The following is a 13,877-nucleotide window of genomic DNA, read 5'->3' as shown; positions in this document are numbered from 1 at the left end:
CGTGACGTTCTCTCAGTGCTGGTGGCGCTGCGCGTGGCGGCGCAACATGCAATCGTCCATGACCACGTCGAGACCGCTGGCGCGCGCCCGCGCGGCGGCGTCCTCGTCGACGACGCCGTCCTGCAGCCAGACCGCGCTCGCCTTGATGGCAATGGCGTCGTCAACGATCGGTCCGACGAACTCCGACCGTCGAAAGATCTCGACCACGTCGACCGCTTCCGGGATCTGCCGCAGACTCGCGTAGGCGCGCTCACCGAGCACTTCATCGACGTGGGGATTCACCGGAATGATGCGATAGCCTGCTCGTTGCAAGTAGCGCGCGACGCCGTGGCTCGGGCGCCGCGTGTCCGGACTGAGGCCGACCACGGCGATCGTTCGGGCCGACGCCAGGATCTTGTCGGCAACATCGGTCGGCTGCCGGTCCACTGGCATCCACTCTACAGGCGAAACTCGAGCAACCCTCGCCTAGAATTCGGACCGTGGCACCCCTGGCCCGGATCTCGCCGATCCCGACGCAAATCGTCGACGCCTTCCGGGTGGTGGCCCCGGCGGTCGAGTCGTTTGCCCGCGAGCACGACCTGCTGATCGACCGCTACCGCCGGGGAAAGGGCAGCTGGGAGCTTCGCTTTGCGCGCCGTCTGGGTGGCCAGGCGGTCCTCACCATCAGCTACCGGGAACGCACCGGCCATGTCCTCGACGTCAGCGCGACCTGGTGGCTCGACGACCGCGCAGCGCAGACGCGGCGGCTGCGGTCGGAGAAGATTGGCGTCTACGACCGGCGTGCGCCGTCGGCCGCCCTCGTACAGCAGCTCGAAACGGGGCTGGCGACCGTCGACGGCTGGACGCTGTCCGATCTGGGTCCGCCGCGTGGTCCGTTTCCCGCTGCCGCAGCAGCCGCCCCCGGCGTGGAAAGGGCGGCGAGATTGTCACCCCGATGAGTGATGCCGGCGACGATCGCGCCGCCGAGGACGAGCTGCGGCTCGCGTTCGGCCGGGCGATCGGGTTCACGCTGGCGGCGCTGCTGCTGCTGGTCGGCGGCGCGATCCTGCTGATCCTGATCGCGGCCGCGTTCTTCCGCTTCGCGTTCGGCGGCTAGAGGGCTCGGTCGCTGACGCGCTCGAGCGGCCGGGCCGTCGAGGACGGCGGCGGATCCACGGCGTCGGGATGAAGAATTCCCGCCATGATCTCCACGCTCTCGACCAGGCGGGGACCGGGTCGGCTGAAGAAGGCGTTGCCGTCGACCACCCACGTCTCCGCCCGGAGCGCATCGAAGCAGCCGCGTGCTGCCTCGACCTCGCGCAGGCTGCGCTCGAGGGAGAAGCCGCACGCCATGACGACCACGACCTCGGGATCGGCTTTCATCACCTCCTCCCAACGGAGCGGGTACGCAGGTTGGCGCGCAACCCCCAGCCGCTCGTCGCCGCCCGCGATGGTGACGAGCTCCGGTGTCCAGTGACCACAGTTGAAGGGTGGGTCGACCCACTCGAGGCAGACCACCCTTCGCGCACGCCGTCCGGCGACACGCTGCTCGACGCTCGCAACGCGCCGGCGAAGAGCATCGCAGACGTCCTCCGCGGCATCAGGCCGGCCGACCAGGCGGCCGACGAAGAGGATGTTCTGGAAGACGTCCTCGAGGCTCTCCGGCTCGAGCGAGACGAGCTGGGGCGACGACCCCAGCCGGCGCGCGGCCCGTTCCACGATTGGGTAGGAGACGGCGCAGACCTCGCACAATTCCTGCGTCAGGATCAGATCGGGGTGGAGCGCCGCCAGCAGGTCGGCGTCGAGCGCGTAGATGCTGCTCCCCTGGTGGACGAGCTCTCGAATGTGATGATCCACCTCCGCTCCGGTGCTCGCGGCGGAGAGCACACTCCTTGTCAGCACCGGCTTGGTCCGGACCGACTCCGGGAAATCGCACTCGTGCGTGACAGCCACCAACTCGTCCTCGAGGCCGAGCGAACAGACGATTTCGGTGGCGCTGGGCAGCAGCGAGGCGATCCGCATTCAGCGATGGGCCGGGACGAAGGGGTTCAACAACATTTCTTCTTCGATCGTCGTGCTGGGTCCATGCCCGGGGTAGACGACGGTCTTCGGTGGCAGGCGGTAGAGCACATTGCGGATGCTGAAGACGATTTTCTGCGTATCGCCGCCCGGCAGGTCGGTCCGGCCGATGCCACGCTGAAACAGGGTGTCGCCCGCAAAGCAGTCCAACCCGAAGAGAAAGCAGACCGAACCCTGCGTGTGGCCCGGCGTGTGCAGGACTCGCAGACTGATGTCCTGGAACATCAGCGTCGCATCGTGGGCGAGCCTGGTGTCGACGGAAAATCGCCCAAAGCCGGCGGGCACAAAGGGCATTTGAGCGAACCGCTCCCAATCGAGAATGGCGAGATCGTCCGGGTGCATGGCGATCGGCGCACCCGTTTCCTTATGCAAGGCGGGCACACCGCCGACGTGGTCGATATGCCCGTGGGTCACCAGGATCTGCTCCAGCGTTAGTCCCTCCTGACGAAGCCACTCAAGGACGCGGTCGACCTGCAGCCCCGGATCGACGGCCAGCGCCGAGGTGGTGTCGCGGCGCCGGATCAGATAGCAGTTCTCACCGAAGAGATCGTCAGGAAATACGGAGACCGCGAGCTTTTCTCGAAGGGCCTCGGCCGGCGTCATCCGACGCCGATCTCCCAGGAGGCCGACGTCAGCACCTCCGGTTCGGTATCGGTGACGAGCACCATTTCCTCGAGACGAACGCCACCCCAGTCCGGAATGTAGATGCCCGGCTCGTTGGTGATGACCATGCCAGCACGCAGGGCGGTGTGATCGGTGGGCGACAGGAAGGGCCGTTCGTGCACCTGCAATCCGATCCCATGGCCCAGGCCGTGGCCGAAGGCGTGCGCCTCAGCGGCGAGCACCTCGTGGGCCCGGCGGTCGATAACGTCCGCGGTCACACCCGGTTTCATGAGGGCCATCGATGCGAGCTGCGCAGTGCGCACCGCCTCGATCACGCGGGCTTGCTCGCTGCTGGGCTCACCTATCACGATCGTCCGGGTGGTGTCGCTGTGGTAGCCGGCGCCGGTCGCGCCGAAGTCGACCACCACCATGTCGCCGCGCTCGAGCACCCGGTCGGAGGCGCGGCCGTGCGGCAGCGCACCCCGTTCCCCGGCTGCCACGATCGTCTCGAAGGCTGCACCCTCGGCCCCCAGCTCGCGGAAGGTCTGCTCCAGCAGGAACGCGACATCCCGTTCGCGCAACCCCGGGCGAATGGCGGAGCGAACCCGATCGAAGGCGCGGCCGGCGATCGCGGCGACGGCGCGAAGCAGCGCGACCTCCTCGGCACTCTTGATGATGCGGAGCTCTTCCACCAGCCCGGTTGTGGGGATCAGCGTCAGCTCCGGCGGTAGGGCTGCCACGAGTCGCTGATGTTGATCAACCGTGGTCTGCTGCGACTCGAAGCCGACGCGGCACAGGCCCAGTGCCTTGAGCCGCTCAGAGACCAACGCCCAGAGGCCGTGTGAAGGGCCCGATCGCACGAGGGTGAATCCAGGGGCCTCGGCTTCCATCTGCAGCCAGTAGCGGCTGTCGCCCAGGATTTCTGCCGCGCTGGTGCCGATCACCAGGTACCCCAGGCTGCCGCTGAACCCGGAGAGATAGCGGATATTCTCAGGGCCGGTTACCACCAGTCCGTCGAGCTCGAGATCGACCAGTCGACCTCGCAGCGCCGCGAGCCGTCGTGCGGATTCGTCAGCGCGCATCGGGGCTCATGATACGGAGCGCCTAAACTGTCTCCCCGCTTTTTCACGCCGGAGCGGGGCCCCATACGACACCCGCGTCAAGCGACGCCTTCCGGCCGTGCGGAGCCCAGCGAGCTGAGTGGCTCGGTTGCCACTTGGGCGAGCTGCCCGAGCAGGTCCATCCCCGCAGTGAGCGGCTCGGCCCGGTAGATGGCGACCGCCCCCCAGATCGCGCCGCGCTGCGCCATCGGCGTCGCGACCGCCGCCCCCGCAGGGGGATCGGCGCCATGCAGCAGGTGCCGGGACCACCGACTCTGTCGCAGGTCGTGGATCACGACCGGTTTTTCCGTGTAGAGCGTCCACTCGAGCAGGGCCTCGAGCACCGGCGCGAGCTCCTCCAGGCGGTCGGGCCGTCCGGGTAGGGCAAAGCTGTCCCGGTTCCACCGGCCATCCGCGTCCCAGAACACGACCATGCCGCTTGCGGCCTCGAGCATCTGCAGCGCGCGACCGAGCAGCAGGTTGGCCGCCATCTCGCGGACATGGCTCGTCTGGACGACCGGGTCCGACTCCCGGGCCGGCGCAGGCAGGCGATCCACTCTGGCTGCTTCCTCCTGTCTTCAAGCCTAACCGGCGGTCCAGAGGCTGGCAAGATCATCGCGCTGAGTGGCTCTTGACACCTCATGAGTTTTGCGTAAGTCTGACTTCGGGAATGGCCGGTTTGCGGCCTGGGAGGGTACACGTGACAGAGTCAGACGGACCACACATCGAGTCGACGCCAGCCATCGCCGCGGAGGAGCCTCCGCCCCCCGCGCCCGACGTCGCGCGTCGGGGATCGGGGCGCCGCTGGCTGATCATCGGAGGGATTGCGCTGGTCTTCCTGTTGATCATCGGTTACGTTCTCGGCGGGGCCGCGGCGGCAGGCGGCCCGGTTGCGCGGGCCGACACTGCCTTGCACACTGCGGTCAGCCACAACAACGATATGGTCGACAGCTTCAACAACGATCCGTTCAAAGGCATCGATCTCAAATCCGCCAACGTCACCATCCCGACGGTCAAGGCCGCGCTGGCGACCGATAAGGACAAGGTCGCGAAATGGCAAGCACTGGTCTTAAGCGATCGCACCGCCTTGCAGCAGGTTCGCCCTGACCTGAAGAGTTCTCTGCTGACGCTGCCCGAGCAGGGTACGCTCGACCGGCATCGTCAGCGGGTCGAGGCCGCATTGTCGGCACTGAACTCGGCCCAGCAGGGCATCGATCTTTATAGGAAGGAGTTCGCCTTCCTCGACCCCTTCCTCGATGCGATGGCCGGCTTTGATGCGATTGGGCAGGCGGGGACCGCGAACGATCTGGCCGGGGTGAAGGCGCAGTTGCCAGGCACCGGCGCCAACATGCAGAAGGCGATTACATTAGCCCAGCCGCCAGCCGTCCCAGCCGAGCTCGGACCCGCCCTCAAGTCGATCCAGCAGGTGCTGACTGACCTCCAAGCGCTGGTTGCGGCGGCCGATGCGAACGACGCCGCGGGGGCTCAAAAGGCCGCGGCCGCACTCGAAGCCGACGCCGCCGTGCTGGATAAGTACGACTGGACATCCGTTGACACCGCGAGCACAGCACTCTTCCAGCCGCTGATCGACGCCTACAACCGGGACATGAAGGTCGCGGCCGGCAACTAACCGGTAGGGTTGCGGCCGCCACCGGCTGGCGAGCGCCAGCGCCGGTCGAGGAGCAGCGTCAGGATGAAGACGACGACGCCCAGGCGGATCGCGGTATCCGCCAGGTTGAAGTTGGTCGGCCAGAGGTGCACCTCGATAAAGTCGACGACGCTCCCCAGGCGCAGGCGGTCGATGAGATTGCTGGTGGCTCCGCCGGCCACCGCGCCGAGGGCGGCGGCGCCGAGCACGCCAGGTGCGCCGCGCAGCACGATGGCGGCGACGGCAATGATCACCAGGGTGGATGCCACGACAAAGAGCAGGTTATGACCACGGAGGAGGCCAAGGCTGGCGCCCGAGTTGCCGGTCAGTTTGAACCACAGCCAACCGGGGATCACCGTGAGCTCGTGCTCGGGCTGAAGCGACGCCTGAGCCCATGCCTTGCTGGCCTGATCGACGGCCACCATCAGCAGTGCGATTGTTCCGGCTGCCCAGGCATTGCGAGCTCGCGGCATTCCGGCAGCCATGCTACCGGGCGCCCGGGTCAGCCGGTCGGCTATGGGGTCCCGGTTATGTGGGGCAAGGTCGTCGGGACGCTCGTTGGGCTCGTGGCGGTGGGCGCAGCGCTGGGGTTGCCCGGGCTGATCGACGAGCCGGGGGTGGCGGGGGTGGCGGCGACCTGAAGGGCCCGAGCGGCGTCCTCGCGCGCTTTCGTAATGGCGGTCACAGCGCTGGGGTCGGTCACCTGGCCCAGCAGGCTGGCAAGCTGGGCGTCATGCGTGGCGATCGCCTGGCGCAGGCGGCGCTCCATGGCGGCCCCGGCCGGCGGGTCGCTTTGCTTCTCCGCCTTGACCACGAGCGCGGCGTCGTAGAGCTGGCTGTCTAATGCGCTGAGCGCCCGGCTGGCCAGATCCAACCGGTGACGCGCGATCATCGCTTCCGACTCGGTCAAGCGGGTTCGGGCAAGGTCGAGGTGGTAGGGGAGTCTGTCTGAGGGACTGAAGATCAATCCGCCCCGCACATTCTCGAGCACGCCTTTCAGCGGGTAGATGGGCGAATCCGGGAGGCTATCGGCGGATGCCGCGAGGGCACCGGCCACCAGCAGTACGGCGGCGGCGAGCACCCCAACCACCAGGCGCCGGAATGGGTGAGCGCGTGATCGTGCGGCGGTCGACTGCTCGACCGCCGCCAACACCAGGTTCCAGCCCCGAATCTTGGCGCTCGGCGGGGCCACGAAGGGATCGACGGCGCGCAGCCGTTCCGCCAGCCGCTCCAACCGCTGGACTTCGGGCGTCACTTGGCGGTCCTCCCCTGCAGGGCACGCTCGAGCGAACCCAACGCCCGGTGCTGTAAGGCCTGCACGGCGCCGACCGATTTGCCCATGATGGCGGCGACTTGATTGGCGGTCAGGTCCTGGAAGAACCGAAGGATCAGGACCTGTTGCTGCTCATCGGTCAGGTCGCGGATCGCGACGTGCAGGTCATCGTTCGACAGTTGCTCGACCGCCAGCTCGGACGGGTCCGCCGATTCTAGGGGCGGCGCCTGCTCGAGGGAAACGAGCGACATCTTCCCCTGCCGGCGGTAGTGATCGATGGTGGCGTTGTGCGCGATCCGGTACACCCAGGAAGAGAAGGCGACGCCCTCGTCTTGGAATAGATCGAGGCGAGTCAGGCTTTTTGTCATGGTCTCGATTGCCAGATCCTCCGCGTCCTCCGCGCGCCCGAGGCGTGCGTAAACATAGTTGTAGATGCGGTCGAAGTAGCGCTCATAGAGGCTTCGGGCGGCGTCCTGGTCCCCTCTCCGGACCCGTTCGATGAGGGGGCGATCGTCGTCGGACGCCGCCTTGCCCGGTGCGCGCATTGGGTGCCATTATGGGCGCTGCCGAGATCGACACGCGGCCGCCACTTCACCCTGAGCTCACCCATCATTACCCTTTAATACGCGCGACCGGGGCCATGGCATATTGGCGTGCGAAACCGTGACGAGGCTGTTGCGAGCCAGTCCTCGGAATGCCCCGCTCAGACGACCACGATCGAGCCGGCGTCCCCCTCGGTCAGCTCGCCGACCACGGCACCCAATACCCGCTTGGCCTGAAGTGCCGCGAGCAGCGGCTCGACATCCTTCGCGGCGATGGCGATCAGCAGCCCGCCGGAGGTCTGGGCGTCGCAGAGCAATGTCTGGCGGCCGAGCGGCAGGTGCGCGGGCCATCGGACACGTGAGGCCAGAAACTGCTCGTTCCTACGCGTGCCGCCCGGCACCTCGCCCGCATCGGCCAGCATCTCGGCGTCCGGGAGCATCGGGACCGACGCGGCGTCGACGCGCGCGGCGAGGCCCGACGCCCGGGCCAGGTAGTGGAGGTGTCCCAGCAGGCCGAAGCCGGTGATGTCGGTGGCGGCGTGGATATCGACCGTCGCCATCGCGTCGGCGGCGTCGCGGTTGAGCCGCAGCATCCCCTCGATGGCCGCCGCGGCCGAGGCCGGCGGCGCCACGTCATGCTTGATGGCGGTGGTGATCACGCCGGTGCCCAGCGGCTTGGTCAGCACCAGCCGGTCGCCCGGTCGCCCGCCACGGTTGCGCCGCACGCGGTCCGGGTGGACCGTGCCGGTCACGGCGAGCCCATACTTGGGCTCGCGGTCGTCGATGCTGTGGCCGCCCAGGATATCGATCCCCGCCTCGCGGACTTTGTCCAGGCCGCCCAGCAGGATGTCGGCCAGGAGTTCCGGCCCCAGCTCCTTGATGGGAAAGGCGACCAGGTTGACCGCCATCAAGGGCTGTGCGCCCATCGCATAGATGTCGCTCAGCGCGTTGGCGGCCGCGATCGCCCCGAAGGTATAGGCGTCATCGACGATGGGCGTGAAGAAGTCGGTGGTGACCACCAGGGCAAGGTCCGGTCGGAGGCGGTAGACCGCGGCGTCATCGCCGGTCTCCTGCCCAACCAGAACGTCGGGGTTGTCGAGCCGTGGCGGCAAGTGGCTCAAGACCTGAGCCAGGTCCTCAGGACCGATCTTGCAGGCTCAACCCGCTCCGTGCGACCACTGCGTGAGCCGCACTTTCTCCACGGTACTCATCATTTGCACTGTACTCGACACCTGTTACCGTCACCTCAGTGGAGGTGACGTTTCTCGGGACGGGTGCGGCCTTCTCCCCGCACGCCTACAACGCGGCCATCCTCGTCGACCGAACCATCCTGATGGACGCGGGCGCCCCGCTCACGGTCCACCTGCCGAAGGCCGGCGTGTCGCTCGATGAACCCCGCGCGGTAATGCTCAGCCACTTTCACGCCGACCACACGTTTGGTATCGCCTGGCTGATCCTGGGCCGGGTGCTGCACCACGAGGACGCGCCGCCCCTTACCGTCTTCGGTCCCACCGGGACGACATCCTATCTCGAGCGGCTGCTCGACTTTGCCTGGGGCAAGGAGATGCGCCATTACAGCTGGGAGCGGCTGCAGCTGACGGTGCACGAGCTCTCCGGCGGGGATGCCTTCGAGGTCGATGGAAGCCACGCCCTCGCGTATCGGATGCGCCACGCCAGCGGCCTCGATTGCCTGGGTTACACGATGGAGCGCGGCGGCGTCCGCCTGGGTTACAGCGGGGACGCGGAGATGTCAGCCGAGCTGGAGGCGCTGGTGGCCGCCTCCGATCACATGATCACGGAGATGACCTACGACGAGGAGGCGGGCGGCCGCATGCACCTGGGGCGCAAAGACGTGGAGGGGCTGATGGCGCGGCATCCATCGACCCGGTTCATCATCACGCACCGAGGTAGCAACGGATCGGTCAACGGCGCCGTGATGGCGCGCGACTTCCTGACGCTGCATCTTCCGCTCTAAGGACGCGTCCCCGGCCAAGGGCATCGCGCCAGGCCTTCGCCACCAGCCGCGGGTAGCTGCCACGAACGCGGCTCCAGGCGTCGCGCGCCTCGGCGAGCTCCGCGACGGAGAGGCCGCCACGACGGAAGCTGGCACGGGTATACAGCGTCGCCAGCCGCCGGACCTCTTCATCGAGCGGTGGCAGTGAGGCCGCCAGCCGGCCACCGAACTCGTCCGGCGTGTCGCCCACATGTCGCGGGATCTTCAGCCGATCGCCGAGAAAGAGCAGGCGACGCCAGATCCGCGGCGCGTCGCGGGCGACGCGCAGCCAGCGGAGGGCGAGCAGAAGGGCGAGTACCAGGAGGAGCAGGAGGCCGCCGGCGACGATCAGCACCGGCCGCCAGATGTCCGCGAAGACCCCGCGGCCGCTGCCGCCCACGGCCGGGACCGCCCCGGCCGACTCGTTGGGCGTGATCTTGGACCCCGCGTCCGTGGGGACGGGTGCCGCAGCAGTCAGTTGATCCGGCGTTTGCGGGCGATTGATCGGCGCGTTTGTCCCGTCCGGCGTGGGCTCGAATGGAATCCAGCCGTACCCGGGGAAGAAGACCTCGACCCAGCTGTGCGCTTCGACGGCGTTGACGAAGTGCTGTCGGGTTTTGTCGTCCAAAACCCCGGCGCTGAACCCCGCCATTTGCCGTGAGGGAATTCCCAGCATCCGAAGCATGACGTTCATCGCCGTTGAGAAGTCCTGGCAGAAACCCCTCTGGGTAATGAAAAGGAAGTTGTCGATCGGCCGCACTCCGGCCGGCGCCTTCGGCGGGGTCAAGGTATAGGTGAAACGTCCCTTTTCGATGAACCACGTTTCGATCGCCTTCGCCTTGTCGTAGGGTGTGGTGGCCCCCGCGGAGCGAACGATCTGCTCGGCTAGGTTGAGGATCTCCTTGTCGCGACCGGTATCCGCGATCCGGCCGTCCTGGTAGAGGGTGGCGTAGGGCGCGAGCCAGGCAGGATAGGTGGTGCCGGCAGCCTGCAGGTCCTGCACGTCGACATTGGGGATCGCCTCGGTGACCGAGTAGGTATAGGGCGCCGGCAGCCGCTTCGCGAACACGATCTTGTCGACGGTGTCGAAGCTGGCCGTCGGGGCACTGTCGCCGGTGACATTGACCAGGGCCGGATTGGGACCGTTGAGGGGCGTGCGGACCGAGGTCATGATGCCCCGCACCCTGGTGGGCTGGTTGTCGACGGACATGATCTCACCACCGCTGAAGACGGTGTTGAGCAGTTGCTCGGGTGGAACGAGCAGGTGGAAGGTGTTGTGCAACACCTGGATCCGCTGGATCGGCGGCAAGTCATCGCGCGGAAGTGTTTCGTGCGCGTTGAGCAGGGGTTGCTGGCGCACCGGCACGTCCTGCGTGGACGGCAGCTCGTACCACTGGATCCCGTTCCAGCCGGCCAGCGCGATACCCCGCCAGTAGGGATAGAAGGTCGGGCTGTCACCGCTGACCGTCATCAGGGTCTTGGATTTCGCAGTGAGCTGTGATCCCGGCCTCACGGTTTCGCTGTATCCGACCGATCCGGTCGTGCCCGACTGGGACCCGCCCCCGCTCCCGATCCCGAACGGGTGAAACGCGTCCGCGTGCGTGACCCCGGGGAAGAGCACGCCGCTGATGTCGGTACTGCTGAGTGGAGGCAGAATGAGGAAAGCAACCGCGAGAATGGCGAGGGTCGCCTCGATGCCGACCTCCCCAAAGGTCCAGCCGATGTCGGCCGCGTGCGGGACGCGCCGGGTACGCCATCCCTCTTTGAGACCGACGAAGTTGAGGCGGAGGAGGACCGACGCCGCGTCGGCCAGCCAGACAACCGTCAAGAAAATCAGGCCCGGGCTGACGTCGTTGATGATCTCCACCGCCAGGATGGTGCCGGTAGGCAGCAGGGCGACGAGGCCGGCGCGCCGGCGAAAGATCCACCAGCTGGTCCACAACCCTGTGAGGGCGAACATCAGAATCAAGCCGATCAAGAGCAACAGCGTGGTTTGATCGGGGAGGGCCTGCAGCCACTTGAGCAGCGCGGCAAGGCTGACGCGGGGACTGGTCAGCGGCGAGGGCGTCAACAGCAGCAGGGAGAGGATCGCCGTCGCCAGCGAGGCGAACAAGTAGGCGAGCCGCGAAAAGCCCGCGACGATGAAGATCCAACCGAGCACGGTGGTCATCGAGAGGGCCGGCACCAGCCGGCCTTCCGTGCCGGGCACGCCCCAGCCTGATCCGGACCGCTCGACCGCCGCCGCCACTGCCCATCCCATCAGCAGCGCCAGCACGAGCAGCAGTCCGGTGTTGCGGAAATCAAACGTGGCGAGCACCCGGCCGGCACGAAGGACGCGAAGGGTAAGGCGACCGTCCTCGTACTGCGCACGGAAGAGCCCGGCGGCCCAGGCGGCGCCGACCCCGGCCAGGACCAGGAGGAAAATCGTCCCCGGGTTAACTTGCGGCAACCCGTTTCTCCGGGGCGAGCTCGAGCTCGCCCGCCCCACGGATGATCCACCAGTTGACCGCCTGTCGCCAGCGGCCGGCCGGCGCCAGCGATGGCTGGCTGCCGCCGAAGCCCCGCGGATCGAGGTAGACGACCAGGCTGCGCTGGCCGCGAACGCCCAGGTCGAGCAACGCCTCGAGCCACTGTTCATCCGCGGAGGGCGTGATCACGATCAGGCCGCCGCGGTGCCGCCACTGCTGCCGCTGCGAGTTGAGCAGCGTGGCCAGGGAGACGGTACCGTCGGCCTGCGCCAGCGTGAAATGCTCGAAGAGCTTCTTCTGCTGCTGTTCGCCGCGGGCGGCCTCGATCACGCTGAGCCGGCTGTCGTTGCTGACCAGGCCGATGGCGCCCCCACGCCGCAACGCGGCATCCGCGATGGAGGCCGCCATGCTCATGGCGTACTCGAGGGTGGATTCCGGCGCCTCGCCGGCGTGGACGGAGGCCTGCAGGTCGAGCACGATCCAGGCATCGCCGCCCTCGCGGGTTTCGAAGCTGCGGCTCATGAGCCGGCCCAGGCGCGCCGACGAGGCCCAGTGGATGCGCTTGACGCTGTCGGTCGGCACGTATTCCCGGATGGTGGTGGCGTTCGGCGGGATGTCAAGCACCCGCCCGCGGAGCTGTTCGTCCCCGGCGGTACTGGGTGCCAGCGCATCGAGCGATCCAACCGGTCGTACCACCGGGTACACCACCACCGATTGGCTGCCGGCCACGCGGAGCGAGCGGGTGAAGAGGCCGAAGGGATCGCCGTAGCGCAACTCCACCGGACCAAAGGTGAAGAGGCCGCGCTGCTTGAATTGACCGCGCGACGTCCACCGCCTCGTCCGCCGGCCCTTCAGGCTGAACACCCGACCGGGGTCATACCCCGGAAGGTTGGAGAAATCCGTCAACTCGATCAGCGGGACCGGGATCCAGGAGCGATTCTCGATCGTGAACTGCTCTTCGAAGTCGTCGCCCACCTGGTACTGGCCCTCTGGACTGGTCCGCACGACCGAGAGGTTCTCGCCCGCGAGCCGGCTCCAGAAATAGCTGACGACGAAGATCAGGACCAGCGCATAGAGCAGGCTGTACGCCAGCCGGATTCCGGTGATGTAGGCAAAGAAGAACAGGAGCGCAAGCGCCGTGAGCAGGGGAAGGCGCGGGAGGCGCATGGGACCCGGCGGCTAACCCGCCACTCGCCGTCCGAACCGCGAAACGACGTTCGGCGGCGGCACCGGCTCTGTCTCCAGGATCTGCGTCAACACTTTCGACGGCGTGAGGCCGCGCAACTCGGCATTGGCCTTCAGGATGAGGCGATGGGCAAGCACCGGTTGGGCCAATGCCTTGACGTCGTCCGGCGTGACGAAGTCCCTTCCCTCGAGGGCCGCCCGAGCCTGCGAGGCTCGAAACAGGCCGAGCGAGCCGCGGGAGCTCGCCCCCAGCCCGATGTCCACGTGCGACCGGGTGCGATGGGTGACGCGCGCAATGTACTCCTTCAGCTGCTCATCGACATAGATCTCCTGGACCGCCTTTTGGCCGGCGAGCAGCTCGTCCGCCGACGCCACCGCCTCGAGCTGGTCGATCGGTGATGACCGCTGAAAGCGATCGAGGACCTGGACCTCATGGGCAACGTCGAGGTAGCCGAGGTTGACCCGCATCAGGAAGCGATCGACCTGCGCCTCCGGCAGCGGGAAGGTGCCGGCGAATTCAACCGGGTTCTGCGTCGCCAGCACTAGGAAGGGAAGCGGAAGCGGGTAGGTCGTGCCATCGACCGTCACCTGCTTCTCCTCCATCGCTTCCAGCAGTGCCGACTGCGTCTTGGGCGTCGCCCGGTTGATCTCATCGGCGAGCAGGATCTGCGTGAAGATCGGACCCTGGCGAAATTCGAACTGCTGGGTCGATGGGCTATAGATGTTGACCCCCGTCACATCCGACGGAAGCAGGTCGGGCGTGAACTGCAGCCGCTCGAAGCCGCAGCTGAGCGAGCGGGCGAGGGACTTCGCCAGCATGGTCTTGCCCACGCCCGGCACGTCTTCGATAAGGATGTGGCCGCGGCTCAGCAGCGCGATCACGCAGAGCTCGACCTCCGCCGCCTTGCCGACGAGCACACGGCCGACGTTTTCAACGATCCGCGAACCGAGCGCCTCGACCGATCCGTTCTCCACCTGCATCCTGTTACTTCCTTTTCGATGATCCG

At 67.3% G+C, this 13,877-nt stretch carries 16 protein-coding genes; 4 read left to right on the top strand and 12 right to left on the bottom strand.

Going from position 1 to position 13,877, the window contains the following annotated elements; all coding sequences use genetic code 11:
* Positions 1 to 12 precede the first annotated feature (12 nt).
* Positions 13 to 432 (bottom strand): CoA-binding protein, encoded by a 420-nt coding sequence (locus VHK65_17995; protein HVS08043.1) that lies wholly within the window; start codon positions 430 to 432, stop codon positions 13 to 15.
* A 47-nt stretch (positions 433 to 479) separates the two neighbouring features.
* Here VHK65_17995 and VHK65_17990 point away from each other — a divergent pair, with 47 nt between their 5' ends.
* Positions 480 to 938 carry a hypothetical protein gene (locus VHK65_17990; GenBank protein ID HVS08042.1) on the top strand — a complete coding sequence of 153 codons (459 nt, stop codon included), beginning with the start codon at positions 480 to 482 and terminating at the stop codon, positions 936 to 938.
* Positions 935 to 1,096, top strand: a complete 162-nt coding sequence (locus VHK65_17985) for a hypothetical protein (protein ID HVS08041.1) — start codon at positions 935 to 937, stop codon at positions 1,094 to 1,096. The genes VHK65_17990 and VHK65_17985 overlap by 4 nt, the downstream gene beginning before the upstream one ends.
* Here the strand turns inward: VHK65_17985 and VHK65_17980 are convergent.
* The 4 genes from VHK65_17980 to VHK65_17965 all read right to left on the bottom strand — a co-directional run bounded on the left by VHK65_17980 (position 1,093) and on the right by VHK65_17965 (position 4,318).
* Positions 1,093 to 2,001 carry an ABC transporter substrate-binding protein gene (locus VHK65_17980; GenBank protein HVS08040.1) on the bottom strand — a complete coding sequence of 303 codons (909 nt, stop codon included), beginning with the start codon at positions 1,999 to 2,001 and terminating at the stop codon, positions 1,093 to 1,095. The genes VHK65_17985 and VHK65_17980 overlap by 4 nt on opposite strands.
* On the bottom strand, positions 2,002 to 2,661 hold the full coding sequence (locus tag VHK65_17975; GenBank protein ID HVS08039.1) for an MBL fold metallo-hydrolase: 660 nt from the start codon (positions 2,659 to 2,661) through the stop codon (positions 2,002 to 2,004).
* The gene (locus VHK65_17970) at positions 2,658 to 3,743 is read right to left on the bottom strand and encodes a Xaa-Pro peptidase family protein (protein ID HVS08038.1); all 1,086 of its coding nucleotides are present in this window, start codon (positions 3,741 to 3,743) and stop codon (positions 2,658 to 2,660) included. The genes VHK65_17975 and VHK65_17970 overlap by 4 nt, the downstream gene beginning before the upstream one ends.
* Positions 3,744 to 3,820: 77 nt before the next feature.
* Positions 3,821 to 4,318, bottom strand: a complete 498-nt coding sequence (locus tag VHK65_17965) for a GAF domain-containing protein (GenBank protein HVS08037.1) — start codon at positions 4,316 to 4,318, stop codon at positions 3,821 to 3,823.
* A gap of 143 nt (positions 4,319 to 4,461) precedes the next feature.
* Here VHK65_17965 and VHK65_17960 point away from each other — a divergent pair, with 143 nt between their 5' ends.
* Positions 4,462 to 5,391, top strand: coding sequence for a hypothetical protein (locus VHK65_17960; protein ID HVS08036.1), 930 nt, complete (start codon positions 4,462 to 4,464; stop codon positions 5,389 to 5,391).
* Here the strand turns inward: VHK65_17960 and VHK65_17955 are convergent.
* From VHK65_17955 to selD, 4 genes are all read right to left on the bottom strand, one after another.
* Positions 5,388 to 5,882, bottom strand: a complete 495-nt coding sequence (locus tag VHK65_17955; protein ID HVS08035.1) for a signal peptidase II — start codon at positions 5,880 to 5,882, stop codon at positions 5,388 to 5,390. The two genes, VHK65_17960 and VHK65_17955, sit on opposite strands and share 4 nt — an antisense overlap.
* A 41-nt stretch (positions 5,883 to 5,923) precedes the next feature.
* Positions 5,924 to 6,664 carry a DUF5667 domain-containing protein gene (locus tag VHK65_17950; protein ID HVS08034.1) on the bottom strand — a complete coding sequence of 247 codons (741 nt, stop codon included), beginning with the start codon at positions 6,662 to 6,664 and terminating at the stop codon, positions 5,924 to 5,926.
* The gene (locus VHK65_17945; GenBank protein HVS08033.1) at positions 6,661 to 7,227 is read right to left on the bottom strand and encodes a sigma-70 family RNA polymerase sigma factor; all 567 of its coding nucleotides are present in this window, start codon (positions 7,225 to 7,227) and stop codon (positions 6,661 to 6,663) included. Before VHK65_17945 ends, VHK65_17950 begins: the two co-directional genes overlap by 4 nt.
* Positions 7,228 to 7,385: 158 nt before the next feature.
* Entirely contained in the window at positions 7,386 to 8,372 is a 987-nt protein-coding gene (selD, locus tag VHK65_17940) for a selenide, water dikinase SelD (protein HVS08032.1), read from the bottom strand.
* A gap of 101 nt (positions 8,373 to 8,473) precedes the next feature.
* Between selD and VHK65_17935 the strand changes: the two genes are divergently transcribed.
* Positions 8,474 to 9,199, top strand: a complete 726-nt coding sequence (locus VHK65_17935) for an MBL fold metallo-hydrolase (protein HVS08031.1) — start codon at positions 8,474 to 8,476, stop codon at positions 9,197 to 9,199.
* On the opposite strand, the gene VHK65_17930 is transcribed toward VHK65_17935, so the two are convergent.
* Genes VHK65_17930 through VHK65_17920 form a run of 3 tightly spaced genes read right to left on the bottom strand, consistent with a single transcriptional unit; the run spans position 9,147 to position 13,851 of the window.
* A complete protein-coding gene (locus VHK65_17930; protein ID HVS08030.1) occupies positions 9,147 to 11,666 on the bottom strand; it encodes a transglutaminase domain-containing protein in 2,520 nt (839 codons plus the stop codon). The two genes, VHK65_17935 and VHK65_17930, sit on opposite strands and share 53 nt — an antisense overlap.
* Entirely contained in the window at positions 11,653 to 12,852 is a 1,200-nt protein-coding gene (locus tag VHK65_17925) for a DUF58 domain-containing protein (protein HVS08029.1), read from the bottom strand. The genes VHK65_17930 and VHK65_17925 overlap by 14 nt, the downstream gene beginning before the upstream one ends.
* A gap of 12 nt (positions 12,853 to 12,864) precedes the next feature.
* Complete coding sequence (locus VHK65_17920) at positions 12,865 to 13,851, bottom strand: MoxR family ATPase (protein HVS08028.1); 987 nt, start codon at positions 13,849 to 13,851, stop codon at positions 12,865 to 12,867.
* Positions 13,852 to 13,877: the final 26 nt, after the last annotated feature.

It is taken from the genome of Candidatus Dormiibacterota bacterium, assembly GCA_035544955.1.
Classification (GTDB): domain Bacteria; phylum Chloroflexota; class Dormibacteria; order CF-121; family CF-121; genus CF-13.
The sequence above is the reverse complement of the archived record's forward strand: the minus strand, read 5'-3'. Positions and strand labels throughout refer to the sequence as shown.

What these genes read in the sequence shown, in the direction of transcription:
- VHK65_17945 (HVS08033.1), bottom strand. Translation starts at nt 7,227, where the DNA reads ATGCGCGCACCGGGCAAGGCGGCGTCCGACGACGATCGCCCCCTCATC.
- VHK65_17955 (HVS08035.1), bottom strand. Translation starts at nt 5,882, where the DNA reads ATGCCGCGAGCTCGCAATGCCTGGGCAGCCGGAACAATCGCACTGCTG.
- VHK65_17920 (HVS08028.1), bottom strand. Translation starts at nt 13,851, where the DNA reads ATGCAGGTGGAGAACGGATCGGTCGAGGCGCTCGGTTCGCGGATCGTT.
- VHK65_17995 (HVS08043.1), bottom strand. Translation starts at nt 432, where the DNA reads ATGCCAGTGGACCGGCAGCCGACCGATGTTGCCGACAAGATCCTGGCG.
- VHK65_17925 (HVS08029.1), bottom strand. Translation starts at nt 12,852, where the DNA reads ATGCGCCTCCCGCGCCTTCCCCTGCTCACGGCGCTTGCGCTCCTGTTC.
- VHK65_17985 (HVS08041.1), top strand. Translation starts at nt 935, where the DNA reads ATGAGTGATGCCGGCGACGATCGCGCCGCCGAGGACGAGCTGCGGCTC.
- VHK65_17980 (HVS08040.1), bottom strand. Translation starts at nt 2,001, where the DNA reads ATGCGGATCGCCTCGCTGCTGCCCAGCGCCACCGAAATCGTCTGTTCG.
- VHK65_17975 (HVS08039.1), bottom strand. Translation starts at nt 2,661, where the DNA reads ATGACGCCGGCCGAGGCCCTTCGAGAAAAGCTCGCGGTCTCCGTATTT.
- VHK65_17970 (HVS08038.1), bottom strand. Translation starts at nt 3,743, where the DNA reads ATGCGCGCTGACGAATCCGCACGACGGCTCGCGGCGCTGCGAGGTCGA.